22 protein-coding genes are annotated in these 26,526 nt (G+C 65.5%); 8 read left to right on the top strand and 14 right to left on the bottom strand.

Going from position 1 to position 26,526, the window contains the following annotated elements:
- From WGH93_RS12170 to trxA, 7 genes are all read left to right on the top strand, one after another.
- The coding region (locus tag WGH93_RS12170; RefSeq protein WP_374765162.1) for a methionine adenosyltransferase domain-containing protein at positions 1-375 on the top strand (375 nt) is incomplete at its 5' end.
- A 157-nt stretch (positions 376-532) separates the two neighbouring features.
- A complete protein-coding gene (locus tag WGH93_RS12165; RefSeq protein ID WP_374765161.1) occupies positions 533-2,917 on the top strand; it encodes a sensor histidine kinase in 2,385 nt (794 codons plus the stop codon).
- Positions 2,917-3,390, top strand: a complete 474-nt coding sequence (tsaE, locus tag WGH93_RS12160) for a tRNA (adenosine(37)-N6)-threonylcarbamoyltransferase complex ATPase subunit type 1 TsaE (RefSeq protein WP_374765160.1) — start codon at positions 2,917-2,919, stop codon at positions 3,388-3,390. Before WGH93_RS12165 ends, tsaE begins: the two co-directional genes overlap by 1 nt.
- 43 nt (positions 3,391-3,433) lie before the next feature.
- Complete coding sequence (locus tag WGH93_RS12155; protein ID WP_374765168.1) at positions 3,434-4,234, top strand: nucleotidyltransferase family protein; 801 nt, start codon at positions 3,434-3,436, stop codon at positions 4,232-4,234.
- The gene (gene addB, locus WGH93_RS12150) at positions 4,231-7,314 is read left to right on the top strand and encodes a double-strand break repair protein AddB (protein WP_374765159.1); all 3,084 of its coding nucleotides are present in this window, start codon (positions 4,231-4,233) and stop codon (positions 7,312-7,314) included. Before WGH93_RS12155 ends, addB begins: the two co-directional genes overlap by 4 nt.
- On the top strand, positions 7,298-10,780 hold the full coding sequence (gene addA, locus WGH93_RS12145) for a double-strand break repair helicase AddA (RefSeq protein ID WP_374765158.1): 3,483 nt from the start codon (positions 7,298-7,300) through the stop codon (positions 10,778-10,780). Before addB ends, addA begins: the two co-directional genes overlap by 17 nt.
- Before the next feature lie 155 nt (positions 10,781-10,935).
- Positions 10,936-11,265, top strand: coding sequence for a thioredoxin (gene trxA / locus WGH93_RS12140; protein WP_374765157.1), 330 nt, complete (start codon positions 10,936-10,938; stop codon positions 11,263-11,265).
- Between the two features lie 363 nt (positions 11,266-11,628).
- Here the strand turns inward: trxA and WGH93_RS12135 are convergent, their stop codons facing one another.
- From WGH93_RS12135 to WGH93_RS12085, 11 genes are all read right to left on the bottom strand, one after another.
- Positions 11,629-12,954, bottom strand: a complete 1,326-nt coding sequence (locus WGH93_RS12135; protein ID WP_374765156.1) for a bifunctional folylpolyglutamate synthase/dihydrofolate synthase — start codon at positions 12,952-12,954, stop codon at positions 11,629-11,631.
- Between the two features lie 8 nt (positions 12,955-12,962).
- Entirely contained in the window at positions 12,963-13,835 is an 873-nt protein-coding gene (gene accD, locus WGH93_RS12130) for an acetyl-CoA carboxylase, carboxyltransferase subunit beta (protein WP_374765155.1), read from the bottom strand.
- A 52-nt stretch (positions 13,836-13,887) separates the two neighbouring features.
- Positions 13,888-14,712, bottom strand: a complete 825-nt coding sequence (gene trpA / locus WGH93_RS12125; RefSeq protein ID WP_374765154.1) for a tryptophan synthase subunit alpha — start codon at positions 14,710-14,712, stop codon at positions 13,888-13,890.
- Between the two features lie 16 nt (positions 14,713-14,728).
- Positions 14,729-15,952, bottom strand: a complete 1,224-nt coding sequence (trpB, locus tag WGH93_RS12120) for a tryptophan synthase subunit beta (protein WP_374765153.1) — start codon at positions 15,950-15,952, stop codon at positions 14,729-14,731.
- A 110-nt stretch (positions 15,953-16,062) separates the two neighbouring features.
- Positions 16,063-16,722 (bottom strand): phosphoribosylanthranilate isomerase, encoded by a 660-nt coding sequence (locus WGH93_RS12115; RefSeq protein WP_374765152.1) that lies wholly within the window; start codon positions 16,720-16,722, stop codon positions 16,063-16,065.
- 12 nt (positions 16,723-16,734) lie between these two features.
- Positions 16,735-17,559, bottom strand: coding sequence for a crotonase/enoyl-CoA hydratase family protein (locus WGH93_RS12110; protein ID WP_374765151.1), 825 nt, complete (start codon positions 17,557-17,559; stop codon positions 16,735-16,737).
- 34 nt (positions 17,560-17,593) lie between these two features.
- Positions 17,594-18,274, bottom strand: a complete 681-nt coding sequence (locus WGH93_RS12105) for a B3/B4 domain-containing protein (protein WP_374765150.1) — start codon at positions 18,272-18,274, stop codon at positions 17,594-17,596.
- Positions 18,275-18,283: 9 nt separating this feature from the next.
- Entirely contained in the window at positions 18,284-18,949 is a 666-nt protein-coding gene (locus WGH93_RS12100) for a hypothetical protein (protein WP_374765149.1), read from the bottom strand.
- Between the two features lie 103 nt (positions 18,950-19,052).
- Complete coding sequence (locus tag WGH93_RS12095; protein ID WP_374765148.1) at positions 19,053-19,250, bottom strand: helix-turn-helix transcriptional regulator; 198 nt, start codon at positions 19,248-19,250, stop codon at positions 19,053-19,055.
- Positions 19,247-19,666: a hypothetical protein gene (locus WGH93_RS12090; protein WP_374765147.1), complete on the bottom strand. Its 420-nt coding sequence runs from the start codon at positions 19,664-19,666 to the stop codon at positions 19,247-19,249. Before WGH93_RS12090 ends, WGH93_RS12095 begins: the two co-directional genes overlap by 4 nt.
- Positions 19,663-19,920: a hypothetical protein gene (locus tag WGH93_RS12085; protein ID WP_374765146.1), complete on the bottom strand. Its 258-nt coding sequence runs from the start codon at positions 19,918-19,920 to the stop codon at positions 19,663-19,665. Before WGH93_RS12085 ends, WGH93_RS12090 begins: the two co-directional genes overlap by 4 nt.
- 312 nt (positions 19,921-20,232) lie before the next feature.
- On the opposite strand from WGH93_RS12085, the gene WGH93_RS12080 reads away from it, so the two are divergent.
- Positions 20,233-20,967, top strand: a complete 735-nt coding sequence (locus tag WGH93_RS12080; RefSeq protein ID WP_374765145.1) for a hypothetical protein — start codon at positions 20,233-20,235, stop codon at positions 20,965-20,967.
- Positions 20,968-21,030: 63 nt separating this feature from the next.
- Here the strand turns inward: WGH93_RS12080 and WGH93_RS12075 are convergent, their stop codons facing one another.
- From WGH93_RS12075 to WGH93_RS12065, 3 genes are all read right to left on the bottom strand, one after another.
- The gene (locus WGH93_RS12075; RefSeq protein WP_374765144.1) at positions 21,031-23,238 is read right to left on the bottom strand and encodes a 3-hydroxyacyl-CoA dehydrogenase NAD-binding domain-containing protein; all 2,208 of its coding nucleotides are present in this window, start codon (positions 23,236-23,238) and stop codon (positions 21,031-21,033) included.
- 26 nt (positions 23,239-23,264) lie between these two features.
- Positions 23,265-24,470 (bottom strand): acetyl-CoA C-acetyltransferase, encoded by a 1,206-nt coding sequence (locus tag WGH93_RS12070; RefSeq protein ID WP_374765143.1) that lies wholly within the window; start codon positions 24,468-24,470, stop codon positions 23,265-23,267.
- An 85-nt stretch (positions 24,471-24,555) separates the two neighbouring features.
- On the bottom strand, positions 24,556-26,358 hold the full coding sequence (locus WGH93_RS12065; RefSeq protein ID WP_374765142.1) for an acyl-CoA dehydrogenase C-terminal domain-containing protein: 1,803 nt from the start codon (positions 26,356-26,358) through the stop codon (positions 24,556-24,558).
- Between the last annotated feature and the right edge of the window lie 168 nt (positions 26,359-26,526).

Raw genomic sequence — 26,526 nt, 5'->3', positions numbered from 1 at the left:
AAGGACCCCACCAAGGTGGACCGATCCGCGGCTTATGCGGCGCGGTATCTGGCCAAGAATGTGGTGGCGGCGGGCCTGTCGGACAAATGCACCATCCAGCTCGCCTATGCCATCGGCGTGTCCGAACCGCTGGCGCTTTACATCAATCTGGGCGATGGGGCACAGGTGGACACGCACCAGTTGGCGCGCGTGTTGCGCGGTGCGGTGGATCTGCGGCCTCGTGGCATTCGCCAGCATCTGGGCCTCAACCGTCCGATCTATGCCCGCACTGCGGCTTATGGCCACTTTGGCCGTACCCCCGCCGGTGACGGCGCCTTCTCGTGGGAGCGCACCGACCTGGTGGACCTGCTGAAGAGCGAGTTCGGCGCCCGCTGATCCGGGGCCGCCGCCGTGCCGGGCGCGGGCGTTCCCGCTGCGTGCGTGGCTTGCCCCTTGCGCGGGCGGTGGCTGTCCGGCTAGGTCTTGAAGGATGACGTGGGCGCCGGGCCGCAGAGGCGGCCCGGCCCCAGTGTCCGGTGGAGCGAGGCCCGGCATGGACAGTGAAGTGGCGACCCCGGCCCTGTGGATTGCGATGGCGCTTGCGGGCGCCGTGTGGGTCGCGTTGACGCTGGCCGCCCTGATGCGCGCGGCGCGTCTGTCCAGAACCAACAAGCGCCTGGCGGACCTGGCCGCCCTGTTCGACACCCTTCTCGAAAGCGATCCGCGCGCCCCCCTGTGGCTGTGGCAGACCGGCGCGGTGCAGGCGCCTGCCGTTACCCGTCGCCTGCTGGGACTGCCTGACGACCCGCCCGATCTGGACCATCTGGTGCAGGGCCGCATGGGCGGTGGCGGGCTGCCGGAAGAGGTGGTGGAGATGCTGCACCAGCATCTGGCGGGCGAACGGCGCGGCACCCGCCCGCTGATGATCAAGTCGGGCGTGGGCGGCGAAAGCCTGTTCATGGATGTGCAACCGCTGGATCATGCCGATCCCGACTGGCCCGCCGCCGTGGCCTGGTTCCGTCAGGACCGGCGCGGCGCCCCACGCGGCGGGCAGGACGCCACCATGGCCATCGAACAGCGGCTGGATGATCTGGTGGGGGTGCTCAACGCCCTGCCGACGCCGATCTGGCTGCGGGACCGGTCGCTTTCACTGATGGAGGTGAACCAGACCTATGTAACGGCGGTGGAGGGGGAAAGCGACGAGCAGGTCTTGCGCGATCAGGTGGAGCTGTTCCGCCACGCCCCGGTGGATTCGGCGCGCTCCGCCTTCGAGAGCGGGGCGCCCGCGCGGGAACGGCAATATGCCGTTGTTTCCGGCAACCGCCGGGCTTTCACCGTGATTCATGTGCCGTTCGATGAGCGGCGAGTGCTGGGCGTCGCGCTGGATGTGACCGGGGAGGAAACGGCGCTGGGCGAACTGTCCCGCGTGCTGGAAAGTCACGGGGAAACGCTGGACCGGCTGCGCACGCCGGTGGCCATTTTCGGTCCCCGGCGCCAGTTGCGTTTCTATAATGGCGCTTTCCGGCGACTGACCGACCTGCCGGAAGACTGGCTGGACGGCGAGCCGGATCATGGCGACTTGCTGGAAGCCATGCGGGAACGCCGTCGCCTGCCGGAACAGGCCGATTTTCAGGCATGGAAAGCCGAAATACTGGACCAGTACACCCGCCTGATCGAGCCGGAGGAAACCCTTTGGCACCTGCCGGACGGGTCCACTTTCCGGGTGGTGAGCCAGCCGCACCCGCTGGGGGGCCTGTTGCTGATTTTCGAGGATGTGACCGACCGCCTCGCCCTGGAACAGAGCGTCAATACGCTGATCGCGGTTCAGCGCGAAACGCTGGAAAACATGCGCGAAGGCGTGGCGGTGTTCGGTATGGATGGCCGCCTGCGGCTGAGCAACCCGGCCTTTGCCGATTTGTGGCATCTGGGGCGGGAAACCCTGAGCGGCGACCCCCATGTGGGCAGCCTGGTGGACGCTTTGGCCCCCCGCCTCAGCCGTCTTGGCGAAAACGACATCTTCGTTCAGGGTTTGCCGGACTGGGTGGCCAACCGCGCGCCGCGCAACGGGCGCTGGTATGCGGGGGGCAATCAGGTGGTGGATTATTCGCTGGTGCCGCTGCCCGATGGCGGCACCCTGCTGACCCAGATCGACATTACCGACAGTTTCCGAATCGAGCAGGCGCTCCGTGAACGGTCCCGCGCGCTGGAAGCGGCGGATCGCCTGCGCTCTCAGTTCATCACCAATATGTCCTATGAATTGCGCACGCCGCTCAATTCGATTCTGGGCTTTGCCGAATTGCTGGATCAACGCCTGTTCGGGTCATTGAACGATCAGCAGGCGGACTATGTGCGGGACATCATCGCCTCCGCCAGCCAGTTGCAGCGCATGATTTCCGATGTGCTGGATCTGGCGGTGATCGAATCCGGCAATATGACGCTGGATCTGGATCGGGTCTCGCCCAGCGCGCTGGTGGCGGAAGCGGCACGCCTGACCGCTGACCGGGTGAGCCGCGCGGGCCTTAGAATCCGGGTGGAAACGCCAAGGGTAGACCCGCCCCTTGAAGGGGACAGCCGGCGCCTGCGGCAGGCGATGGTGAACATGATCGCCGCCATGCTGCCACTGGGACAGCCGGACAGTGAGATTGTCCTGAGCGTGGAATCGGCGGAGCAGGGAGACTATGTGGATGTGCGGCTGAGCAATCTTCAAGGTGGCCTGACCCTGCGGGAGCGGGACCGCCTGATCGCCGTGCTGGAAGTGGGCGGCACGCCGGAAGGGCGGCGCAGCACCGGCATCGATCTGGCGCTGGTGCGCAGTATTGTGAACCTGCACGGCGGCACCATGCTGCTGGAGCCGGTGGACACGGCGGGGCTTGCGATCAGGATGCGGCTGCCCGCGCGCCCGAAAAAGCTGGAAAAAGCCGCCCCGGAGACGGTGTGATGATCCCGCTGCGCCGTGACAGCCTGGCCGATGAGGCGGCTCTGGGGGTCTATGCCGGTTGGCTGGCCGATCATCTGGCGCCCGGTGATGTGGTGCTGCTGGCGGGCGATCTGGGCGCGGGAAAATCCAGCTTTGCCCGTGCCGCGCTCAGGAAGCTGGCCGGTGATCCGGCGCTGGCGGTGCCCAGCCCCACCTTCACCCTGGTGCAGGGCTATACCGCCGCCGATGGCACCCTGCTTATCCACTGTGACCTCTACCGGCTGGACAGCTCCGACGCGGTGGCCGATCTGGGGCTGGAGGAAGACCGGGACAGCGCGATCTTTTTCATTGAATGGCCGGATCGTCTGCCGCAGGACTGGGTGGATCAGGGCCTGTTGGTGCATCTGGAAACAGCGGCGGATCAGGCGACATCGGCGCGCCAAGCCACATTGTATGGCGGGCCCGCATGGGCGCACCGTCTCGCCGACTGGTAAGGGTATTTCGTTATGAAACCGAAACATATGGTGCTTTGTGGCGATGTCTGAAGGCGCGCGGGCGGAAGATCAGCGGCGCGGGCGTGCCATGCTGTTCGCCGCGGGCTTCGGGCGGCGTATGCAGGCGCTGGGCCGGGAAATGCCGAAGCCGCTTGTTCCGGTGCGCGGGCGCCCCTTGATCGATCGGGCGCTGGCCCGGCTGATGGCGGCGCAGCAGGTGCCCGTGGTGGTCAATTGCCACCACAAGGCGGATCGCCTGCAAACCCATCTGGCAGAGCGAATCCGGGCCGGGCAGGTGATTCTGTCCGACGAGCGGGCGCGGCTGATGGATACGGGCGGCGGCGTGGTGCAGGCCCTGCCGCTCTTGTCGGAAGGGCCGGTCACGCTGGTCAATGGCGATGCCCTGTGGCGGGAAAGACCGGGCGCGGCCCCCGCGCTGGCCGCGCTGAAAGCGGCCTTCGACCCAATGGTGATGGATGTGCTGCTGCTTCTGGTGCCCCGCACGGCGGCCATCGGCCATGACGGCGCCGGTGACTTTTTCGCCCCCCACGGGCTGGACCCGGCGGTGGCCCGGCCCCTGACCCCGCGCGGCTCTGCGGCGGAAGCGCCTTATGTGTTCACCGGTCTGCAACGGGTCGATACCGCGCTTTACCGGGGCCGGCCCCGTGATCCCTGGTCCAACCGCCTGCTGTTCGAGGCGGCGGCACAGGCCGGGCGCCTGTACGGTCTGTGTCTGGACGGTGACTGGATGCATGTGGGCACGCCCGATGCGCTGGCCGCGGCGGAAGCCGCGCTGGCAACCGACGACCCGGCTGATCGGGCGGATGCCATGGGGGCGGCATGAACGGGGGTAATGCAGGCAAGCGCGATCCGAACGGGGGCGAGGCGGACGGTCAGGCCCTGCGCGCCTATCGCGGCACCCCGGCGCTTTACAGCATCGCCCCGGATCGGGCCTTTCTGCCCACGCTGGCCGCCCGCCTGTGGTGGGAGGCGGGCGGCGACCCGATGGCACTGGCGGCCATGACCGTGCTGGTCCCCAACCGTCGGGCGGTGCTGGGCCTCAGGGAAGCCTTTTTGCAACAGGCCGGGGGGCGGCCCGCATTGCTGCCCCATATGGTGCCCATTGGCGATCTGCCGGCGGGGGAGGCTGGCGCCGGCCCGCTGGCGGGTCTGGCCCGGAACCCCGATGCCGCCCGTGTGCTGGCCGATCTGCCCCCCGCCATGCCGGATGTGCGCCGCCGCGCCCTGCTCACGCGGCAGATCATGCACGCCAGCCCGCTGCACGGCGCGGGGGACAGGCCGTCCGCCGCCGGAAGCTGGCGGCTGGCCGGGGAATTGGCCCGGCTGATGGATGATGTGGATTCCGCCGGGCTGGATTTTGACGGCCTGCGGGATCTGGTGCCGGAAAACCTGGCCGGGCACTGGGACATCACCTTGCAGTTCCTGCGGATCGTGGCGGAGACCTGGCCCCGCATACTGGCGGCACAGGGCATGATGAACCCCGCCGCCCGGCGCGACCGGCTGATCCGCCTGGTGGCCGATGTGTGGGCCGAAACGCCGCCGGACGGGCCGGTGATCGCCGCCGGGTCCACGGGAACGCTGAAATCCACCGCCGAATTGCTGGGCGTGGTGGCGCGCCTGCCCAAAGGCCGCGTGGTGCTGCCCGGTTTCGACCCGCGGATGAGCGACGCGGCCTGGGACGCGCTGGAGCCCACCCACCCCCATTATGTGATGGCGCGGTTGATGGACCGCATCGCCGCCCGGCGACAGGATGTGCGCCCCCTGCCGGAGCCGGAAGACGGCCCCCCGTCACAGCCCGCGCCGCGCCCTGCCCTGCTGCGGGAAGCGCTGGCGCCTGCCAGTGTTACCGATGCCTGGCAGGATGCGCCTTATCGCAGCGCCCCCACCGAAACCCTGTTCGCGGGCGTGGAAAAACTGGTGGCCGCCAATCCGCGGGAGGAGGCGGAGGCAATCGCGCTCGCCATGCGGGAAGCGCTGGAAACGCCGGGCCGCACCGCGGCGCTGGTCACCCCCGACCGGCTGTTGGCCCGCCTGACCCGGCTGGCGCTGGAACGCTATGACATCACCGTGGATGACAGCGGCGGCGAGCCGGTGGCGGCCAGCCTGCCGGGCCGCCTGCTGGGCCTGATCGCCGAGGCGGTGGGAAGCGGTTTCGCGCCGGTGCCCGTGCTCGCCCTGCTACAGCATCCGCTGGTGGCATTTGGCGAGGATCGGGGCCGCTTCCATGCCTTTGTGCGGCGGCTTGACCGGCTGGTGTTGCGTGGCCCCCGGCCAGAAGCGGGCCTTGACGGTATTCTTGCCCGTGCGCGGCAGCCGGATCGGCGCGGTCAACCCGCTTTGGGCGCCGGGGATCAGGACCGGATCGCCCGTTTGCGGGATGTGTTTTTCCCCCTTGTGGAAGCCCTGCCGGACGATGGCGGCCCGGTGGCTCCGGCGCTGGCCGCCCATGTCAGGGTGGCCGAGGCATTGGCCGCCACGGATGGGGAGACGGGCGCGGAGCGGCTGTGGCGGCATGAAGCGGGCGAGACGCTGGCCGCGCTGATGGCCGACCTGATGTCGGAAACCGCGGACATGGGCACGGTGGACCGGGCGGGATACCCGGCGCTTGTGGATGCCATGCTGGCGGATGGTGTGGTGCGCCCGGTGTGGAAGCGCCATCCGAGGCTGTTCATCTGGGGCACGCTGGAAGCGCGCCTGCAACGGGCGGACCTGATGATTCTGGGCGGTCTGAACGAAGGCACCTGGCCGATGGACGACACCACGGACCCCTGGATGAACCGCCAGATGCGCGCCGATTTCGGCCTGCCGCCACTGGATCGGGGCGTGGGGCAGGCGGCGCATGATTTCCTGACCGCCTGCGCCCAGGGGCAGGTGTTGCTGACCCGTTCGGAAAAGGTGGATGGCAGCCCCACCGTGGCGAGCCGCTGGCTGTTCCGTATCGAGGCGCTGGCCGGGCGTGCCCTGCCGCAGGCCCGGCGCTATGCCGCCTGGGCGGCGGCGCAGGATCGGCCCGATGCGGTGCGCCCGGTGGCGCCGCCACGGCCCACGCCCCCGGTGGCCGCCCGGCCCGCCACCCTGTCGGTGACGCAGGTGCAGACCCTGATGAAAGACCCATACGCCCTGTATGCGGACAAGATTCTGGGCCTCAGGCCGTTGGACGGGCTGGACGAGCCGCCCAACCCCGCCCGGCGCGGCACCATGCTGCATGATGCGCTGGAACGGTTCCTGAAGGAGGACGGCCCGGTGTTCGGCCAGCCGGGGCTGGATCGGTTGCTTGCCATTGGCGAGGAGGCGTTCCGCCCGGTCCTGACCCAGCCCACCGTTTATGCCTTCTGGTGGCCGCGTTTCCGCCGGGTGGCCGAATGGTTCGTGGAAAACGAGGCGGCCCGCCGGGCGGCGATCGAAACCGCCTTGATCGAAGGCTGGGCCGAGCGGGACATTCCCGGCACCGATGTGCGCCTTAAGGCCAAGGCGGATCGCATCGACCGCATCCGGGAGACCGGCGAACTGATCGTGATCGACTACAAGACCGGCGGTTCCGCCACAAGGCGGGAAATGGAGGCGGGCTATGCCCCGCAATTGCCGCTGGAAGGCTGGCTGGCGGAGCAGGGCGCCTTCACCGACCTGCCCGCCGCCCCGGTGGCGCATCTGATCTATTGGGAACTGAAGGGCGGGCGCACGGTTCAGAGCGAAAAGGAGCCGGTGAAAGACCCCGGCGACCTGATCGCCCGCTCGGCGGAGGGGCTGGTGCGGCTGGTACGTCGCTTCATGATCGCGGAAACGCCCTATCTGTCCAACCCCCGGCCCCACATGAAGGGGTATGGCGATTATGATCTGCTGGCGCGGGTGCTGGAATGGCAGACCCTGATCGACGAGGAGGGCGGCGATGACCCATGCCCATGACCTGACCCCCGCGCATGTGGAAGCGCGCCCCCGAATGACCGAGCTTCAGGCCCGCGCCACCGACCCGGATCTGACCGCCTGGGTGGGGGCCAGCGCCGGGACCGGCAAGACCCATGTGCTGACGGCGCGGGTGTTGCGTCTGATGCTGACCGGCACGCCGCCGGAAAATATTCTGTGCCTTACCTTCACCAAGGCGGCGGCGGCGGAGATGAAAAGCCGTATTTTTCAGGAACTGGGCGGCTGGACAGTGATGGCCACGGATACGCTCAGGGCCGAATTGCGCCGCCGCACGCAGGAGGATGCCGACGACACCATGCTGGCCCGTGCCCGCCAGCTTTTCGCCCATGTGCTGGACCTGCCCGGCGGCCTGCGTATCCAGACCTTTCACAGCTTTTGCCAGTCGCTATTGGCGCGTTTCCCGCTGGAAGCGGGCATTGCGCCGGGTTTTCAGGCCATGGAGGAAGCCGAGGCCGACCGTGTCATGGCCGAGGCGCGGGACCGTGTTCTGATGGCCACCCGCACCCCGGCGGGCGCCCCGCTCAAGGCGGCGCTGGATCGCCTGGCCGGAATGGTGACGGAGCAGGACTTCGACCGGGTGATCGGCGCCCTGTCCTTTCATCGCGGGCTGCTGAACGGCGCCCTGCGCGCCTATGGCAATGAAACCGGCGTGATCGCGGCGGTCTATCGGGCGCTGGACGTGGATCAGGGCGACACCCCCGACGGGCTGGAAGCGGCGGCCATGGCCGAGGGCGCCTTTGACCGGGCCGGAATACAGGCACTGGCCGATGCCATGGCCACGGGCAGCAAGACCGATCAGCAGAAGGCGGCGGACCTGCACGCCTTTCTGAGCGCCGGAGACGCGGAGCGCTCCGCCGCCTTTGAGGTTTACCGAACGGTTTTCCTGATCAGGGAAGGCGGGCCGCGCAAAACCGTGGCCACCAAGGGCGTGCTGACCGGGCGCGACGATCTGGCCGACCTGATCGAGGGCGAACAGGCCCGCCTGATGCGGCTGGTGGATCGCCAGCGCCGCCTTGCGGTGGCCGATGCCAGCGCGGCGCTGATCCGGCTGGGTGTGGCGCAACTGGCCGGCTATGACCGGGAAAAGGCCACGCGCGGGGTGCTGGATTTCGACGACATGATCGGCCACGCCGTGGGCCTGCTGGATATGGCGGACCTGGCCCCCTGGGTGCTGTTCAAGCTGGATGGCGCGCTGGATCATATTCTGGTGGACGAGGCGCAGGATACCAACCCGGATCAATGGACCGTGGTGGAAGCGCTGGTGGCCGAGTTTTTCGCCGGGGAAGGCGCATCCGACGCGGTGCGCACGGTGTTTGCCGTGGGCGATGTGAAGCAGAGCATCTTTTCCTTCCAGAAAGCGGACCCGACCCATTTCATGCAAGCGGGGGAGCGGGTGTTCCGCAGGGCGCGCGGTGCCCGGTGCGCGGCGGAACGGCTGCCGCTGTCGCTGTCTTTCCGATCCGGCGCGGCGGTGCTGGGCTTTGTGGACGCGGTATTCGATGCGGAAGGGCCCGCGGGCTATGGCCTGACCCTTGGCAGTGAGGAGGCGGTGAACCATGCCGTGACCCGCACCGGCGCGGCGGGCAGGGTGTCACTGTGGCCGCTGGAAGCGCCGCGCCCGGCACAACCCGAAGAGGACGAGGATGCCTGGGCCGCGCCGCTCAGCCAGGAACGCATGATGGATGTGATGGAGCGCACGGCCCGGCTGATGGCGGATGAAATCGCCGCCATGTTGCGGGAAGCGCGTCCGCTGGAAGCGCGGGGCAGGCCGGTGCGCCCCGGCGATATCATGGTGCTGGTGCGCCGCCGTGGCCCCTTTGTGGATCATCTGGTGCGCGGGCTGAAACAGCACGGCGTGCCGGTGGCGGGTCGGGACCGCATGGTGCTGACGCAGGAACTGCCGGTGGCCGACCTGATGGCGCTGGGGCGGTTCGCCTTGCAGAGCGATGATGACCTGGCCTGTGCCGAGGTGTTGAAAGGCCCCTTTGTGGGCGTGGACGAAGCCACATTGTTCCGCCTGGCCTATGGCCGTTCCGGCAGCCTGTGGTCGGCGGTGCGCGGCGATGCGGCGCTTGGCCCCGCGCGGGATTTTCTGGAAACGGTGCTGTCGGTGGCGGATCGGCTGAGCCCGCTGGCTTTCTACAGCCATGTGCTGGGGCCGCTCGGCGGGCGTCGGCGGCTGGCGGCGCGGCTGGGGGAAGACAGCGCCGAGGCGGTGGACGAATTCCTGTTTCAAGCCCAGGCTTTCGAGCAAGGCGAACCCGCCAGCCTTCAGGGCTTTCTGCACCGCATGACCATGAGCGGCGCCGAAATCAAGCGCGACATGGAAGCCGCGGGGGACCGGGTGCGGGTGATGACGGTTCATGCCGCCAAGGGCCTTCAGGCGCCGGTGGTGTTCCTGACCGATCTGACCAGCCTGCCGCATCACGATACCGCCACTGAAATACTGCCCCTTGCGCCCCACTTATCAGGCCCACCCGTGCCGGTCTGGACACGGGAAGGGCGGGGCATCGAAGCGGTGGACAGCGCGCGGGAGGAGGCCCGGCAGCACCGCCTGTTCGAATATCAGCGGCTGCTGTATGTGGCGCTGACCCGTGCCGAGGACGAATTGATCCTGATGGGTTGGGAAGGGCAGAAGCCCGCCGTGCCGGACGACTGCTGGTACCGCCTGCTGGAAGCGGGCATGGAGCGGCTGGATGACCGGGTGACGGAGGTGGACGGCCCCGGCGGGCGCAGTATTCGGCGCTATGATGTGCCTCAGACCCACCCGGTGAGCCCGGAGCGGATCGGGGAGGAGGCCGCGCCCCCAGCGCCGCCCATGCCGGCATGGGTGCACGCCGCCGCGCCGACCGAACCCCGGCCCGCCCGACCGCTGACCCCGTCCCGCCCCGGCGGGGACGATGATCCGCCGGTGCTGTCGCCGCTCAGCCGCGGCGGGGAGGACATACGCTATCGGCGCGGCGTACTGCTGCATGGCCTGCTGGAATGGTTGCCGGACAGCCCGCCGGACAGCCGCGCGGCGCTGGCCCGGTCGGCGCTGGCCCGTCAGGCGCCGGACATGCCGGAAAGCGAGCGGGACGCCGTGTGGCGGGAACTGGAACGGCTTTTCGGCCTGCCCGATGCCGCCCATCTGTTCGGCCCCGGCAGCCGCGCCGAGGTGCCGGTGGCGGGGCTGGTGCACGGCACGCCGGTTTCCGGCCAGGTGGACCGGCTGGCGGTGCGGGATGATGCCGTCTGGGTGGTGGATTACAAGACCAACCGCCCGCCGCCCGATGCGGTGGAAAATGTGGCCCCGGCCTATCTGCGCCAGATGGCGTTTTATCGTGCCGCGCTTCAGGCGGTGTATCCGGGCCGGGCGGTTCATGCGGGGCTGTTGTGGACCCACACCGCCCGTTTGATGTGGCTGCCCGCCCCCCTGCTGGACGGCGCATTGCCGGCCTTTGACTGAAGCCGTCGCCCCGCCCGGCCATCACCGATACGTGACATGCCTTGACCCTGCGGGGGGCCGACCATACGTTATGGGCGCGCGAGAGGTCGGCCCTCAGGATTGTCGGGCCGGGTCGGCCCTGAGTGAAAGCCCTATCAGCCCCGACAAAGACGGATTTGGAAAAGACAATGGCAACAATCACCGTAACCGACGACAGCTTCGAGCAGGACGTGCTCAAGAATGACAAACCGGTTCTGCTGGATTTCTGGGCGCAGTGGTGCGGCCCGTGCAAGATGATCGGCCCGGTTCTGGAGGAAATCTCCAATGAACGGGACGACATCGTGATCGCCAAGATGGACATTGACCAGAACCCGGAAACCCCCGGCAAGTTCGGCGTGCGCTCCATCCCCACCATGATCCTGTTCAAGGACGGGGAAAACAAGGCCACCAAGATGGGCGCCCAGCCCAAGGCCCAGATGGCCAAATGGCTCGAAGACAATATGTAAGGCCCCCTGCCTTGCAGCGCTTCAAGCCCCGCCCGGTCCCGCCGGGCGGGGCTTTTTCGTAGAACCCACCCACACCGGCGTTGCCTTTACCGGGCCTGCCCCGCGCCAAACACCGACCTATCCGACGGGCGCGACCGCGCCCCGCCGCAAGTGCGGCGCCCCCGTGGAGCCGGGCCGCCCTTGCGGCCAAGGCGTGAGCGGTAAACAAATCGTTCCCCACCTACACCGGCGTTGCCCCTACCGCCATCCCGCATTTTGCTGGATGAGCGGAGGCCACGACCGTGGCCCGCCGCAAGTGCGGCGCCCTCGCGGAGCGCGTGCGCAGCACGCTTGCGTGAGCGGAAACAAGGCCGGGCCGCGATATTACACCACAGCCCGATCCGCCGCTTTCAGCACATGGCCTGCCAGATACAGGGAGCCCGCCACCAGAACGAAGGGCGGTACGTCGCCGCCATGTTCGTTTCGGATGCGTTCCAGTGCGCCCTGCACATGGGCGGCCACGGCGCTTTGGAAGCCCAGATCGCTGGCGGTGGCGGCCAGGTCCGCCGGGCTGGCGGCGCCTTGCTCGTCGGGGATGGGCACGGTAATCACCTGCCGCACCTGCCCCTTGAACGGGGCCAGATAGGCCCTGGCGTCCTTGTTGGCCATCATGCCCAATATCAGGATGATGGGCCGGTCCACCGGTTCCACACCGCGCAGAAAAGCCTTGAGCACCTGTGCGGCGGACGGGTTGTGCCCGCCGTCCAGATACAGTTCGGCGCCCGTGGGCAGGTGGCGGATCAGCGGGCTGTCGGTCAGGTTCTGGAGCCGGGCGGGCCAGCGCAGCCAGCCCATGCCCGCCAGCGCGGCGGATTCGGGGATGCGCACCATGCCTTTCTGCCGGGCCAGGGCGATGGCAAGGCCGGCATTGTGAATCTGGTGCACACCCACCAGCGCGGGCAGGGGCAGGGTCAGGCTGATGCCGTCGTCTTCATAGATGAAGCCGCGCCCGTCCGCCGTGGGGCGGGTCAGCCAGTCTTCCTTGAACAGAAAGGGGCGGGCGCCCATGTCCCGGATCGCCCGGCGGATCGTTTTGCCGCCTTCGCTCAGTTGCGGTCCGATGACGGCGGGCACGTTCTCCCGCAGGATGCCGGCCTTCTCCCGCGCTATGGCGGTGATGGTATCGCCCAGAAAGGCCTGATGGTCGAAGCTGACCGGGGTGATGGCGCAGGCACGGGGCCGGGCGACCACATTGGTGGCATCCAGCCGCCCGCCAAGCCCCACTTCCAGCAGGCAGAGATCCGCGGGCGTTTCCGAAAAGGCCAGCAGCGCGGCGGCGGTGGTGATTTCGAAAAAGGTGATGGGGGCGCCGTCATTGGCCGCTTCCACCCGCGCCAGAAGGTGGCTGAGCGCGCCATCGTCGATCAGGGTGCCTGCCAGGCGGATGCGTTCATTGAAGCGCACCAGATGGGGGCTGGTATAGACATGCACGCGCAGGCCCGCCGCCTCCGCCATGGCGCGGAGCGCCGCGATGGTCGATCCCTTGCCATTGGTGCCCGCCACATGCACCACGGGGGGCAGCCTGTCCTGCGGATTGTCCAGCGCACTCAGCAAGCGCCACATCCGGTCCAGCGACAGGTCGATGGTCTTGGGATGCAGGCCCAGAAGGCGCCTGAGAATGGCATCATGGGCCGGCGGGGCGGCTGGCACGCTGCCGCTCATTCCGCGGCGAGGCGGGGCCGGTCGCCCCCCATCATCAGGCCGAGCAGGGTGGCCAGCCGGGCCTTCATTTCATGGCGATGCACCACCATGTCCACCATGCCGTGCTCCAGCAGATATTCCGCGGTCTGAAAGCCGTCCGGCAGTTTTTCATGGATGGTCTGTTCGATCACGCGGGGGCCGGAAAAGGCGATCATGGCGCCCGGTTCGGCGATCTGCACATCCCCCAGCATGGCATAGGATGCGGACACCCCGCCCGATGTGGGGTCGGTCAGAACGGTGATATAGGGCAGCCCCTCTTCCCGCAGCATCTGCAAGGCGGCGGTGGTGCGCGGCATCTGCATCAGGGACAGAATCCCTTCCTGCATCCGGGCGCCGCCCGACGCGGTGACGATCACCAGCGGCGCGCGCACCTTGATGGCGTGGCGCGCCGCCGCGATGATGCCTTCGCCCACGGCCATGCCCATGGACCCGCCCATGAAGAAGAAGTTCTGCACCACCAGCACGGCGCGCTGGCCGCCAATGCGCCCGTCCGCAGCCTTGATGGCGTCCTGATCGCCGGTCTTGGCCCTGGCCGCCTTGAGCCGATCCGTATAGCGCTTGGTGTCGCGGAATTTCAGCGGGTCCGCTTTCACGGCGGGCATGTCCAGCAATGTCATGCTGCCTTCGTCCATCAGGGTGGCCAGCCGCTGGTCCGGGGGCATCCGGTCATGGAAGCCGCAATGGGCGCACACATGGGCGTTGGCGACGAATTCCTTGAGGAAGATCATCTGCCCGCACTGGCCGCATTTGTGCCAGAGATGGTCCGGTGTGTCGCGCCGGTTGAGCACCTTGCGAAGGCCCGGTTTTACATAGCGTGTCAGCCAGCTCATGGCCGTTTCCCCTTATTGTTCGCTCTGGCGCCCCTTGTTCGCTCCGGCGCTTCTAGCCGCGCGCGCCGTGGACACCCGCCGCCAGGTCCGCCACGAAGGCGGCCACATCGTCCGCCAACCCCGGCCCCGCCGCGCCTGTTTCATCAAGACCGTCCGCAATGCGGCTGACAATGGCGGAGCCGACCACGGCGCCGTCCGCCACGCGGGCGATTTCCGCCGCCTGATCGGGCGTGCGGATGCCGAAGCCCACGGCCACCGGCAGGTCGCTGTGGCGGCGGATATCCGCCACCGCCTGTTCCACCGTGCCCGCCGCCGCCGACTTGCCGCCGGTAACACCAGCCACCGCCACATAATACAGGAAGCCGCTGGCGCCTTCCAGCACCACCGGCAGGCGCGCGGAATCCGTGGTGGGCGTGGCCAGCCGGATGATGGCGATGCCCGACGCCTTCGCCTTTTCGCGCAGGGACTCGTCTTCCTCCGGCGGCAGGTCCACCAGGATCAGGCCATCCACGCCCGCTTTTGCCGCATCGGCCACGAAGGCGTCTTCGCCGTACGCCAGAATCGGATTGGCATAGCCCATCAGGATCAGCGGCGTGGCGTCATCCTCGGCCCGCAGCCCGCGCACCAGATCCAGCGTGCGGGCCATGCAGGCGCCGCCCTTCAGGGCGCGCTGGCCCGCCTTGTCGATGGCGGGGCCGTCGGCGCTGGGATCGGTGAAGGGCATACCCAGTTCGATGATGTCCGCGCCCGCGGCGGGCAGGCGCTTGAGGATGTCCAGCGATACCGCGTGCGACGGGTCGCCCGCGGTGATGAAGGGGATGAAGGCGGCGCGGTTTTCGGCCTTGAGCGCGCGAAATCTGGCGTCCAGACGGGACATAAGCAACTGTATCCGGTTAATTGATGTGGGCGCCGAGCGCGTCGGCCACCGTGAAAATATCCTTGTCCCCCCGGCCAGACAGATTGAGCACCATCAGATGGTCCTTCGGCAGGGTGGGGGCGAGCTTCTTGATCTGGGCGATGGCATGGGCGGTTTCCAGGGCGGGAATGATGCCTTCAAGCCGGGCACACATCTGGAAGGCTTCCAGCGCCTCGTCGTCCGTTACGGCTGCGTATTCAACGCGGCCCGCCTCATGCAGCCACACATGTTCCGGGCCGATGCCGGGATAGTCCAGACCGGCGGAAATGGAATGGGCCTCGGTGATCTGGCCGTCGGTGTTTTGCAGCAGATAGGTCTTGTTGCCGTGCAGCACGCCGGGGCTGCCGCCGCTGATGGAGGCGGCGTGCTTGTCCGTGGTTACGCCGTGCCCGGCGGCTTCCACCGCGATGCAGCGCACGTCCGGCTCGTCCAGGAAGGGGTGGAACAGGCCCAGCGCGTTGGACCCGCCGCCCACGCAGGCGATCAGGCTGTCCGGCAGGCGGCCTTCCCGGTCCAGCATCTGTTGCCGGGTTTCCCGGCCAATCACGCTTTGAAAATCGCGCACCATCATCGGATAGGGGTGCGGCCCGGCCACCGTGCCGATGATGTAGAAGGTGTTGTCCACATTGGTCACCCAGTCCCTGAGGGCTTCGTTCATGGCGTCCTTCAGGGTGGCGGAACCGCTGGTCACCGGCTCCACATGCGCGCCCAGCAGGCGCATTCGGAACACATTGGGGCGCTGGCGCTCCATGTCCGTCTGGCCCATGAAAATGGTGCATTTCATGCCGAAGCGGGCCGCCACGGTGGCGGTGGCCACGCCGTGCTGCCCGGCGCCGGTTTCCGCGATAATGCGGGTCTTGCCCATGCGGCGCGCCAGCAGAATCTGGCCGATGGCGTGGTTGATCTTGTGGGCGCCGGTATGGTTCAGCTCTTCCCGCTTGAAAAAGATTTTCGCGCCGCCCAGCGCTTCGGTCAGCCGCTCGGCATAATACAGCGGGCTGGGGCGGCCCACGAAATCGCGGTGGAAGCTATCCAGCTCCGCAAGAAAGGCGGGGTCGTCCATGGCGGCGCGGTATTCCCGCTCCACATGGGTGACCAGCGGCATCAGCGTTTCGGACACATAGCGCCCGCCATAGGCGCCGAAATGGCCTTTTTCGTCTGGTCCGAGCGTGAAGCTGTTGGGTGTCTGGTCGGCTGTCATGGCTCTGTCCTTCTGATCCCCGCCGGTTCCGGCGATGGCCGCGTGGCCCGCTTATACGCCAGACGATGGCGCTTGTTAAGCCCGTGACCATGGATGGCGCGGGCGACGGGTCAAGGGGTGGTGTTTTCCGCTGTGTCAAGCTGCCGCGCCAGGCTCAAAAAGCGGGTCAGCCTGTCCGGGTCCTTCACGCCGCCGCGCACCTCCACGCCGCTGGAAATGTCCAGCGCCGCCGCGCCGCTTTCCTGCACGGCGCGGGCCGCATTGTCACCATTCAGGCCGCCCGCCAGAAGCCAGGGGCGGTCGAAGTGGCGATCGTGCAGCAGGGACCATGAAAAGCTGCGGGCATTGCCGCCGGGAAGCGCATCGCCCGCCCGCGGCTTGGCATCGAACAGGTAGGCATCCACCATGGGGGCATAGTCGGCCACCGGCGCGAAATCATCCGGCCCGGCAATGCCGAATGCCTTGATCACGCGCACACCCAGCCCGTCGCGGATGCGCGCCGCGCCCAAAGGGGATTCGCTGCCGTGAAGCTGCACCCAGTCCAGGTCCAGTGCGTCCACCATGGATGCGATGGTGTCATATGGGGCATCCACGAACACGCCCACCCGTTCCGGCCCCGTGGGCAGGGAGGGCGCCAGCGCGCGGGCGGCCGCCAGATCCAGATGGCGTGGCGACGGGGCGAAATGGATAAAGCCCAGGAAATCGGCCCCCAGGCTTGCGGCCAGGCGGGCATCCCCGGCGCGGGTGATGCCGCAGATTTTCACGCGCACGGCCATGGCGCCTTACTCGTCATTGTCGAGCAGGTCGTCAAAGCTGACGCTGCCTTTTGACAGCGCCGCGCCCGCGGCCTTCATCAAATCTTCGCCGATCAACATGCCGCTGTTCCAGGCGGCCACATAGTCCAGCCCGTCCCGGATGCTGTTGTCGCGGGCATGGTTCAGCACCCGCTTGGTGCCGCGCACGGCCAGCGGGCTTTTGGCGGCGATCTCGTCCGCCAGGTCGAACGCGGCCTGTTTCAGCGTGGCCTGATCATCCAGCACGCCATTGACGAAGCCATAGCGGGCGGCCTCCTTCACCGGGAACTTGCGGCCCGTATAGGCCAGTTCCCGCAAAATGCCCTGCGGCAGGATATGGGGGGCGCGTTGCAGCGTGCCCAGATCGGCCACGATGGCCACGTTTACTTCCTGAATGGAAAACCAGGCGTTTTCCGTGGCAAGGCGCATGTCGCAGGCGGCGATCAGGTCCACGCCCGCGCCGATGCAGGCGCCGTGCACGGCGGCGATGGTGGGCACCGGGCATTCGTCGATCAGGTCCATCACCTTTTGCAGCCATTTTATATGGCGGTGGAACTTTTCCCGGACGCGGGCGGGGTCCCCTTCCTGATTGAACAGGCCCGCATTGTCTTTCAGGTCCAGCCCGCTGGTGAAATGCTTGCCCTGGCCGGACAGCACCACGGCCCGCAGGCCCGTATCGTCGGCGAAGTGGGAGAACACTTCCCACAGGTCATTGAACATCTGGCCGTTGAAGGCATTGAGCGTGTCGGGCCGGTTCAGGGACACATGGGCCACGCTGTCCTTGCGTTCCACGGTCAGGGTGCTGAAATCCACGGCGTTCTCTCCGCAATTTGTGGCCCGTCGGGGCTCAGGGTTCGTTGGCGGGCGACGGGGTGTCCATCGCCTCCAGGTCTTCGTCGGTGCAGAAATGCCGGATCAGGGTATCCGCCATCTGCCCGGCGGAATCCACCTGTTCGGCGGTGATGTCCAGCCCGTACAGCACGAACAGCACCTGTTGCGTCGTTTCCGTCACGGCGGTGCGGGTGCTGTCGGAAAACGGGCTGCCGAACGGCCCGGCCTCATCCGCCAGCACCGGCAGCCCTGCCAGATTGACCGGCCCGCGGCCCAGCCCGTCATAGCTTTCGTCTTGTCCGGCCACGCGCAGCACCAGATTGCCCGTGAGCTTTTCCGCATCATAGCAGCCCACGGGCAGGCCCGTCATCAGCGAGACGACGGTGCCGCAATCCACCACATTGTTGATGCGGGCCAGGTCCTTGCCATTGATGACCCGGCGGGTGAGCGATTCGCTGGACGGGCGATAGCGGGCGGGGTCCTTGCCGCAGGCCTTGAAGGCACCGCGCATGGCGGCGATCACCCCGTCCGAAGAGGCGGCGTGCCCGGCCAGTTCCTCCCGCCGCAGGATGATCGCCTCGTCCAGTGTGGTGTTGAGCCCGGCATCCGCCGGTGCCACGGTCACGTCATAGAGCACGATGCCCAGATTCACTTCCACGCCCGCGTCGGGCAGGCTTTGGTCAATGCGTAAATCCAAGGGACCTCCTTATTTGATCACCAGCCGCATGGGGCCGGCCTTGCCTCTGCTCGCCAGACTGTAATCGGTCTTGCCGTCGCCGCGCTCGCTGCTGCCGGTCTGCTTCCAGGGGGCCATGGCGGCCATGTCCGGCGTGTAGGGTGCGGGCAGATAGATGTTGAGCGTGCGGTTGACCTCCGGCGCGGCCTCGATCCCGGTGGCATTGGTGGCCATGGGGGCGATCAGGTCCACCGGCTTGACCGTGAAGCCCGGCCCGTCGGCCTGCGGGCCGGTCAGGATCACTTCGCCCGCATAGGAAAGCTGCACTTCCATGATGCTTCCGGCTTCCAGCGCCGGGTCCAGATGCAGGGTGATCATGGTGACCGGCAGACCGCCCGGCGTTTCGCCGCGGCCATTGTCAAAGCCCAGCGGCATCCCCTTGTCGCCCTTGGCGGACTTTACCTCAAGCCCCGGATTGAGCCAGAAGGTGAGTTTTTGCAAGGGCTTGTCCCCGCTGTTGCGTATCCGCTGCCAGGTGGCGGCGGACAGGTGCTTTTTTGCCTTGTCCGGGCTCACATGGAAATCAAGCGCGGCATAAAAGCCAAGCGGGGTTTGCTGTGCGCCCGCCGCCGGGGCGGCGAGCGACAGAGCCATCAAAAGGGCCGTCAGGCTGGCGGGAAGGGCGATCAGACGCATAAGGCCGGTCCTTGTGTTGCTGGCTGCATGGTCACAAGGCTAGGCCGCACAGCCCATCGCTGCAAGCCGTGCCGAACCGGGCGGGGCAAAAACCGCCGTCCGGTCAGGCATCGTCCGGCTGGAACAGGTCTTCGATCCGGCACTGGAATATGCCTGCCAGCCGAAAGGCAAGCGGCAGGCTGGGGTCATATTTGCCCTTTTCCAGTGCATTGATGGTCTGGCGGGAAACCCCCGCCAGATCCGCCAGATGGCGCTGGCTCCATCCCTGCCCGGCGCGCAGGTCCGACAAGGTGTTCTTCATTTATACACCCACCCAAGCGCAACACGGCTGAGGGCATAGGCCACCGCGCCCAGCGGCGCCACCATGGCCAGCGGCAGTTCCGCCACCGGCAGCACTTCCTGCACCGCGCCCCACAGCGCCGTGCCGAAGAAGATCGCCCCGGCGGCCACCTCCAGCGCGCGGTATTCCAGCATTTGTTGCAGTTCGTCCAGCCCGGTGAGGTGGGCGCGGTACACCGCGATCCACGCCGCCAGCGGCAAAGCCGGGATCAGGGCGATGGCAAGGGTGGCGACGGTCAGCACCGCCCCGTCGCCGATCAGGGTGTCACTGAGACGGATGCTGCCCGCAAAGGCGAGGGCCGAGGCGATGATGCCCAGGCTGTGCAGCAGTTCCCGCTTCCGCGCGGCGGTGCACCGGGTGATGAGGGAGTGTGTCATGCCGTTTCCTTTTTCGTGCTGTCGTGATCGGGCCGTTGATGATCGGACCTGTGATGTTCTGGCGACGGGAGGGGGCGGGCGCCGCCGCGTGGAGCCAGGCGGACGGCCAGATCGGTGACCACCGCCGCCGCCATCATGCACAGCGCGAGCACCGCGCCCGTGCCCCCGGTGGCCACCGCCACCCCCACCGAGACCCAACTGATCGCCACCAGCGCCAGCGGCGCGAACCGATCCGGCAATGACATATCCCACATGTGTTTTCCCTTTCCGGCCGGCATGGCGCCCGTGTCAACTTTCCTTTACAGGACAAGTGTGCTTTACATATCGGGGAGGAAAGGATGTGTCAAGGGTGTTTGACACTGACAGATATGGCGCGGGCGCAGATTCCATAGCAAATCGTGGATGGCAGGGGCGTGGGCGGCAGCGGCAAGGGTATTTTGGGTCAGCAATGAATCTGCCTTCCATCATCTTCAAAATCCTCTTATTAACCCAAATTTTGAAAAAATATGAAAAACTTAGACTGAAATGTCTGTTGTTGTATATTGACGATATATAAAGGAGAGAAAATGAAACCCTATAAAGTCATATTAATTTTTTTGATGGGGACATACTTTGTGTCGATGGTTGCCTTTCCTGTTTGGAAAGGAGGTGGATCGTGGACTTATTTGCTTGCGGTTTGGCGTGAGTGGCAGTCATTCAACGCTGGGGTTCTTGCCTTGGTGGCCGGTGGGTTTGTTTTGTTTTCAACTCATATCGAACAAGAAAGAAAAAACAGGGATCGAGAGAGAAAAAAAGAAGCGCTGCGTTTGAGGCTTCCTCATCACCTGTCTGAAATAGATATTTATATTAAAACGTGCATTGATGCGCTTAATAGAATTGATTTGAGAAACATTGAGGGTAGTGTCAATGAAGTAACATTTAATGAATATGCGATGCCATATTTTGAGCCTCTTGCACATTTTTTTGAGTTTTTAGATGATCAGGACCATAGAGAAAAACTAGTTAGAGAAAGAATTCAAAATATCATATATCGTTCACAGATACAAAACTCTAGAATAAAAGATTTGTTTATTACGAATGAAATGTACTCAAATAAACTCATTACAGAGAATCAAATTTTTGAATATTATTATGATATACTTTATATAAAGGCATATGTGGGAAGTTTATTTAAATATTCCAGAAATTTCAAAGATGAAGTGGATGATATTGACTTGATAAACGCCGCGAGAATATCGAACATCAGTGCCGATCTTAAAGACAGGCTTATTGGATTTATCAATCGAAGAGAGTCTCTCTAACAAAAAACCCCACCGCCCGGAAGCGGTGGGGTTGGTGTCTTTTTCCTGTGAGGGTCTTGCCCGTCAGGCGGCCTTGCGGCCCTGGGGTTTTTCGGGCGTGTAGAAGGTTTCGCCCTTGTCGGCCATGTCGCTCAGCAGTTTGGGCGGCTCGAAGCGGGGGCCATAGTCCTTGGCCAGCCGCTTGGCCAGTTTCACGAATTCGGCCACGCCCATGGTGTCGATATAGCTGAAGGGGCCGCCGGTCCAGGGCGGGAAGCCGATGCCGAAAATGGCGCCGATGTCGCCGCTGGATGCGTCGATCAGCACGCCTTCCTCAAAGCAGCGGGCGGCTTCCACGCTTTGGCGCACCAGCATCCGGTCCTGCAATTCCTGCACGCCGGGCTGTTCGTCCTTCACGGGGAAATGCTCCGCCAGATCGGGCCAGAGATATTTGGCGCCGCCGTCTTCCGGGTACACATAGGCGCCCTTGCCGTTTTTGCGGCCATAGCGCTCCAGCTCCATCATTTTTTCCACGAAATCATCCGCCGGGGAGGGGGTGTACCGGTCCCCCAACGCCTTTTTCGTGGCTTTCATCACCTTGTGGCTGAGGTCGATCGCCACCTCGTCCCCCACGGCGAGCGGGCCCACGGGCATACCGGCCAGCCGCCCGGCATTCTCGATGAGCGCCGGTTTGATGCCTTCCTGCACCATGGCATAGCCTTCCTGCACATAGGTGCCGAAGCAGCGGCTGGTGAAGAAGCCGCGGCTGTCATTGACCACGATGGGCGTCTTCTTGATCTGGCTCACATAATCCAGCGCCAGCGCGCGGGTGGCATCGTCCGTCTTTTCGCCGAGGATGATTTCCACCAGCGGCATTTTCTCCACCGGTGAGAAGAAGTGGATGCCGATGAACTGGTTCTCGCGGGAGAAGTTTTTCGCCAGCCCCGTGATCGGCAGGGTGGAGGTGTTGGAGGCAAAGACCACGTCCTTGCCGATCACCGCTTCCGCCTTTTTGGTCACGTCGGCCTTGATGTCCTCGTCCTCGAACACGGCCTCGATGATCAGGTCGCAGTCCTTCAGATCGTTGAAGTCCGTGGTGGCGTGGATGCGACCCAGCAGGGCCTCGCCCTTGTCCTTGGGCATCTTGCCGCGCTTGGTGTCTTTTTCCACCAGCTTGACGGAATAGTCTTTGCCCTTGTCGGCGCCTTCCTGGCTCTGGTCCAGCAGCACCACGTCCATGCCCGCCTTGGCGGACACATAGGCGATCCCGGCGCCCATCAGGCCCGCGCCCAGCATACCCAGCTTCCTGATCTGTTTCCTGTCGTGGCCCTTGGGGCGGAGCGAGCCCTTCTCCACCGCCTGTTTGTTGACGAAGAGCGAGCGGATCATGTTCTGCGTCTGCGGCGAGCGCAGCAGGTTGAGGAAATATTTGCTCTCGATCCGAATGGCGGTGTCGAAATCCACAATGCCGCCTTCATACAGGCAGGACAGCACATACTGAATGGCCGGATAATTGTGCCAGGTCTGCTTCTGGGCCATGGCATTGGCGCCGATGAAGGTTTCCACCGCCTTGGGGTTCATGGCACCGGCGCCGCCGGGGAACTTGAAGCCCTTTTTGTCCCACGGGGCCAGGGCCGATTTGGTCTTGCCGACCCATTCCTTCGCCTTGGCCAGCACGTCGCCAGCGTCCACCACCTCGTCCACAAGGCCGAGGCCCCTGGCCGTGTTCGGGTCCCACGGCTTGCCGGTGGTGATGGCCTGGGCGGCTGCCTGAATGCCCACCAGTCTTGGCACGCGCTGGGTGCCGCCGCCGCCGGGCAGCAGGCCCACCTGGCTTTCCGGCAGGCCCAGTTGCAGTTTGGGATGGTTTGCCACCACGCGGTAATGGCAGGCCAGAGTCAGTTCCAGCCCGCCGCCGAGCGCAAGGCCGTTGATCGCCGCGGCAAAGGGCTTGGTGCCCTCTTTCTGAAGCGTTTTGATGTCCTTGCCGCCGGTTTCGATCTTGCGCAGCAGGCGGTTCAGGTTGAAGGCGGCCTGAAACTGTTCTTCCGGCCCGGCTTTCGCCATGTCGCCGGAGCCCAGCATGTTCAGGTCGGCCCCCGCCATGAAGCCGTCCTTGCCGCTGGTGATCACGGCGCCCTTGATGGCGTCGTCTTCCAGCACCTTGTCCACGCAGGATTCCAGATCCTTCATGAACTGGTCATTGATCACGTTCATGGACTGGCCGGGCAGGTCGATGGTCAGCGTGGCGATGCCGGTGTCGTCCGTTTCAAACTTGATGGTGTCGGTCATGGTTCAAACTCCCTCTCGGCCTGGCCTTAAACGCGCTCGATGATGGTGGCGGTGCCCATGCCGCCGCCAATGCACAGCGTGGTGAGCGCGGTGGACTTGTTCGACCGCTCAAGCTCGTCCAGCACGGTGCCGAGGATCATGGCGCCGGTGGCCCCCAGCGGGTGACCCATCGCGATGGCGCCGCCGTTCACATTGATGTCGCCATGGTCGATGCCCAGCACGTCCATGAAGCGCATGACGACGGAAGCGAAAGCCTCGTTCAGTTCCCACAGGTCGATGTCCGACTTGTCCATGCCGGCCCGTTTCAGCGCCTTTTCCGCGGCATGGCTCGGCCCGGTCAGCATGATGGTGGGTTCGGAACCGATGGAGGCCATGGAACGCAGCCGCGCGCGGGGCGTAAGGCCCAGCCGCTCGCCCGCTTCTTTCGTGCCCACCAGAACACCGGCGGCACCGTCCACAATGCCGGAGGAATTGCCCGCATGGTGGATGTGGTCGATGCGCTCCACTTCCGGGTATTTCTGGATCGCCACATTGTCGAAGCCGATGTCGCCAAGCTGGGCGAAGCTGGGCTTCAGGGCGCCCAGCGACTGCATGTCCGCTTCCGGGCGCATGTGTTCGTCATGGTCCAGTGCCGTCAGGCCCGCCACGTCCTTTACCGCGATCACGCTGTTCTTGAAGCGGCCCTCTTCCCAGGCGCGGGCGGCGCGCTTCTGGCTTTCCACCGCATAGGCATCCGCATCGTCGCGGCTATAGCCATATTTGGTGGCGATCAGGTCGGCGGAAATGCCCTGCGGCACGAAATAGGATTTGAAGGCCACGGACGGATCGGTGGGCCACGCCCCGCCGTCGGACCCCATGGGCACGCGGGACATGCTTTCCACGCCGCCGCCAATGGCCAGGTCCGCCTCGCCGCTCATCACCTTGGCGGCGGCATTGTTCACCGCCTCAAGGCCGGAGGCGCAGAAGCGGTTGAGCTGATAGCCCGCCGTGGTTTCGGCATAATCGGCATTGATCACGGCGGTGCGGGCCACGTCCGCGCCCTGCTCACCCACGGGGGAGACACAGCCCAGAATCACATCGTCCACGCCACTGGTGTCTAGGTCGTTTCGGTCCCGAAGCGATTGCAGAACCTGTGTTGCCAGTTGCACGGGCGTGATTTCGTGAAGCTTGCCGTCCTTGCGGCCCTTGCCGCGCGGTGTGCGCACCGCATCGAAAATATAGGCGTCGGTCATGATGTTTCCCCTCCAGTGGGCCTTGGGTGTTCGCTCAATGTGTGCGGGGCCGGGCGGTATCCGCCCGGCCTGTCATCCCGTGCTGTCAGGCGACCAGGAACTGGTCCGCGTCCAGCGCCATCACATCGTCTGCGCCCGCCTCAAGCTCGGCGCGCAGGCTCTTGGTCTGGCTCATGCGGCGGCGCATGAAATAGCGCCCGGTTTTCAGCTTCGCCTCATGGAAATCTTTATTGTCGGCGCCGTTTTCAAGGGCATCCAGGCTGGTGCGCGCCAGTTTCGCCCACATGAAGCCCACGGCCACATAGCCGAACAGATGCATATAGGCGACCGAGCCCGCGCCCGCATTGTCCGGGTTGGTCATGGCGTTCTGCATCAGCCACATGGTGCAGGCTTGCAGGTCTTTCAGGGCATCTTTCAACGGACCGGTGAAGTCGGTCATTTTCTCGTCGTCGGCCTGCTCCTTGATGAAGTCCTCGATATGCTTGAAGAAGCCCTGCACGGCACGACCGCCGTTCTTGCCCAGCTTCCGGCCCACCAGGTCCAGCGCCTGAATGCCGTTGGTGCCTTCATAGATCTGGGCGATGCGGGCATCGCGCACGAACTGCTCCATGCCCCATTCGCTCACATAGCCGTGGCCGCCATAGACCTGCTGGGCATTGGTGGCGTTTTCATAGGCCATGTCGGTGAAGAAGCCCTTGAGCACCGGCGTCATCAGGCTCACCATGTCGTCGGCCCACTGGCGCTCTTCCTCCGTCTGCGATTTGTGGCTCATGTCCACCAGCAGGGCGCACCACAGCGCCAGCGCCCGCGCCCCTTCGTTGAAGGACTTGGCGTTCATCAGCATCCGCCGCACATCCGGGTGGACGATGATCGGGTCCGCCTGCTTGTCCGCCGCCTTCGGCCCGGTCAGCGCCCGGCCCTGAATGCGGTCATTGGCATAGTCCACGGCGTTCTGATAGCTCACCTCGGAAATGCCGAGCCCCTGAAGGCCAACCCCGATGCGGGCCGCGTTCATCATGATGAACATGGAATTCAGGCCCTTGTTCTCCTCACCGATCATATAGCCGGTGGCGCCGTCATAATTCATCACGCAGGTGGCGTTGCCGTGAATGCCCATCTTTTCCTCGATGGAGCCGCAGGAAACGCCATTGCGCTCCCCGATGGAGCCATCCGCGTTCAGCGTGAACTTGGGCACGATGAACATGGAAATGCCCTTGGTGCCCGCCGGGGCATCGGGCGTGCGGGCCAGAACCAGATGCACGATGTTTTCCGCCATGTCGTGCTCGCCGGCGGAAATGAAGATCTTGGTGCCGGTAATGGCATAGGTGCCGTCCGCCTGCGGTTCCGCCTTGGTGCGCAACATGCCCAGATCGGTGCCGCAATGGGGTTCGGTCAGGTTCATGGTGCCGGTCCAGCGGCCTTCCACCATTTTCGGCAGCCAGGTCTGTTTCTGGTCGTCAGAGCCGTCAATGGCGATGGCGGCGCTGGCCCCGTGGGTCAGGCCCGGATACATGGCAAAGGCCATGTTGGACGACACCATCATTTCCTCAAGGCACATGCCCAGCACATGGGGCAGGCCCTGGCCGCCATAGGCTTCGTCCGCCGTCAGGCCCATCCAGCCGCCTTCCACATATTTATCGAAGGCTTCCTTGAATCCGTCCGGCGTGGTCACGCTGCCGTCTTCGTGGCGGATACAGCCCTGGGTGTCGCCGATGCGGTTCAGCGGCGCCAGTTCGTTTTCGGTGAACCGGGCGGCTTCTTCCAGGATGGCCTTCACCAGATCGGGGGAGGCATCGCTATAGCCCGGCAGGTTGGAATATTTCTCGATCCCCAACACATCGTTCAGGATATAGAGAAAGTCTTTCACGGGTGCTTTATAGCTCGGCATGGCGTTCAGTCCTTATCGGTTTCTGTGGCTGTGGCTGTGTCTGTGTCCGGGCGGCTTTCCGGGCCGGGGGCCGGGGAAGGGGCGCCAGCCTGCTGCCCGTCCGGGATCACCCGGCTGGCCGGCGATGGAATGCGGGACCGGGGCTCGCCGGTGCGGCCATCCACCCAG

The organism is Yunchengibacter salinarum (assembly GCF_037658235.1).
GTDB lineage: Bacteria > Pseudomonadota > Alphaproteobacteria > Sphingomonadales > Kordiimonadaceae > Yunchengibacter > Yunchengibacter salinarum.
This window is presented reverse-complemented; position numbering and strand designations above follow the sequence as displayed.

What these genes read in the sequence shown, in the direction of transcription:
- WGH93_RS12090 (WP_374765147.1), bottom strand. Translation starts at nt 19,666, where the DNA reads ATGACACACTCCCTCATCACCCGGTGCACCGCCGCGCGGAAGCGGGAA.
- trpA (WP_374765154.1), bottom strand. Translation starts at nt 14,712, where the DNA reads ATGTCCCGTCTGGACGCCAGATTTCGCGCGCTCAAGGCCGAAAACCGC.
- WGH93_RS12155 (WP_374765168.1), top strand. Translation starts at nt 3,434, where the DNA reads ATGTCTGAAGGCGCGCGGGCGGAAGATCAGCGGCGCGGGCGTGCCATG.
- accD (WP_374765155.1), bottom strand. Translation starts at nt 13,835, where the DNA reads ATGAGCTGGCTGACACGCTATGTAAAACCGGGCCTTCGCAAGGTGCTC.
- addB (WP_374765159.1), top strand. Translation starts at nt 4,231, where the DNA reads ATGAACGGGGGTAATGCAGGCAAGCGCGATCCGAACGGGGGCGAGGCG.
- addA (WP_374765158.1), top strand. Translation starts at nt 7,298, where the DNA reads ATGACCCATGCCCATGACCTGACCCCCGCGCATGTGGAAGCGCGCCCC.
- trpB (WP_374765153.1), bottom strand. Translation starts at nt 15,952, where the DNA reads ATGACAGCCGACCAGACACCCAACAGCTTCACGCTCGGACCAGACGAA.
- WGH93_RS12070 (WP_374765143.1), bottom strand. Translation starts at nt 24,470, where the DNA reads ATGACCGACGCCTATATTTTCGATGCGGTGCGCACACCGCGCGGCAAG.
- WGH93_RS12165 (WP_374765161.1), top strand. Translation starts at nt 533, where the DNA reads ATGGACAGTGAAGTGGCGACCCCGGCCCTGTGGATTGCGATGGCGCTT.
- WGH93_RS12095 (WP_374765148.1), bottom strand. Translation starts at nt 19,250, where the DNA reads ATGAAGAACACCTTGTCGGACCTGCGCGCCGGGCAGGGATGGAGCCAG.
- tsaE (WP_374765160.1), top strand. Translation starts at nt 2,917, where the DNA reads ATGATCCCGCTGCGCCGTGACAGCCTGGCCGATGAGGCGGCTCTGGGG.
- WGH93_RS12085 (WP_374765146.1), bottom strand. Translation starts at nt 19,920, where the DNA reads ATGTGGGATATGTCATTGCCGGATCGGTTCGCGCCGCTGGCGCTGGTG.
- WGH93_RS12100 (WP_374765149.1), bottom strand. Translation starts at nt 18,949, where the DNA reads ATGCGTCTGATCGCCCTTCCCGCCAGCCTGACGGCCCTTTTGATGGCT.
- WGH93_RS12065 (WP_374765142.1), bottom strand. Translation starts at nt 26,358, where the DNA reads ATGCCGAGCTATAAAGCACCCGTGAAAGACTTTCTCTATATCCTGAAC.
- WGH93_RS12075 (WP_374765144.1), bottom strand. Translation starts at nt 23,238, where the DNA reads ATGACCGACACCATCAAGTTTGAAACGGACGACACCGGCATCGCCACG.
- WGH93_RS12080 (WP_374765145.1), top strand. Translation starts at nt 20,233, where the DNA reads ATGAAACCCTATAAAGTCATATTAATTTTTTTGATGGGGACATACTTT.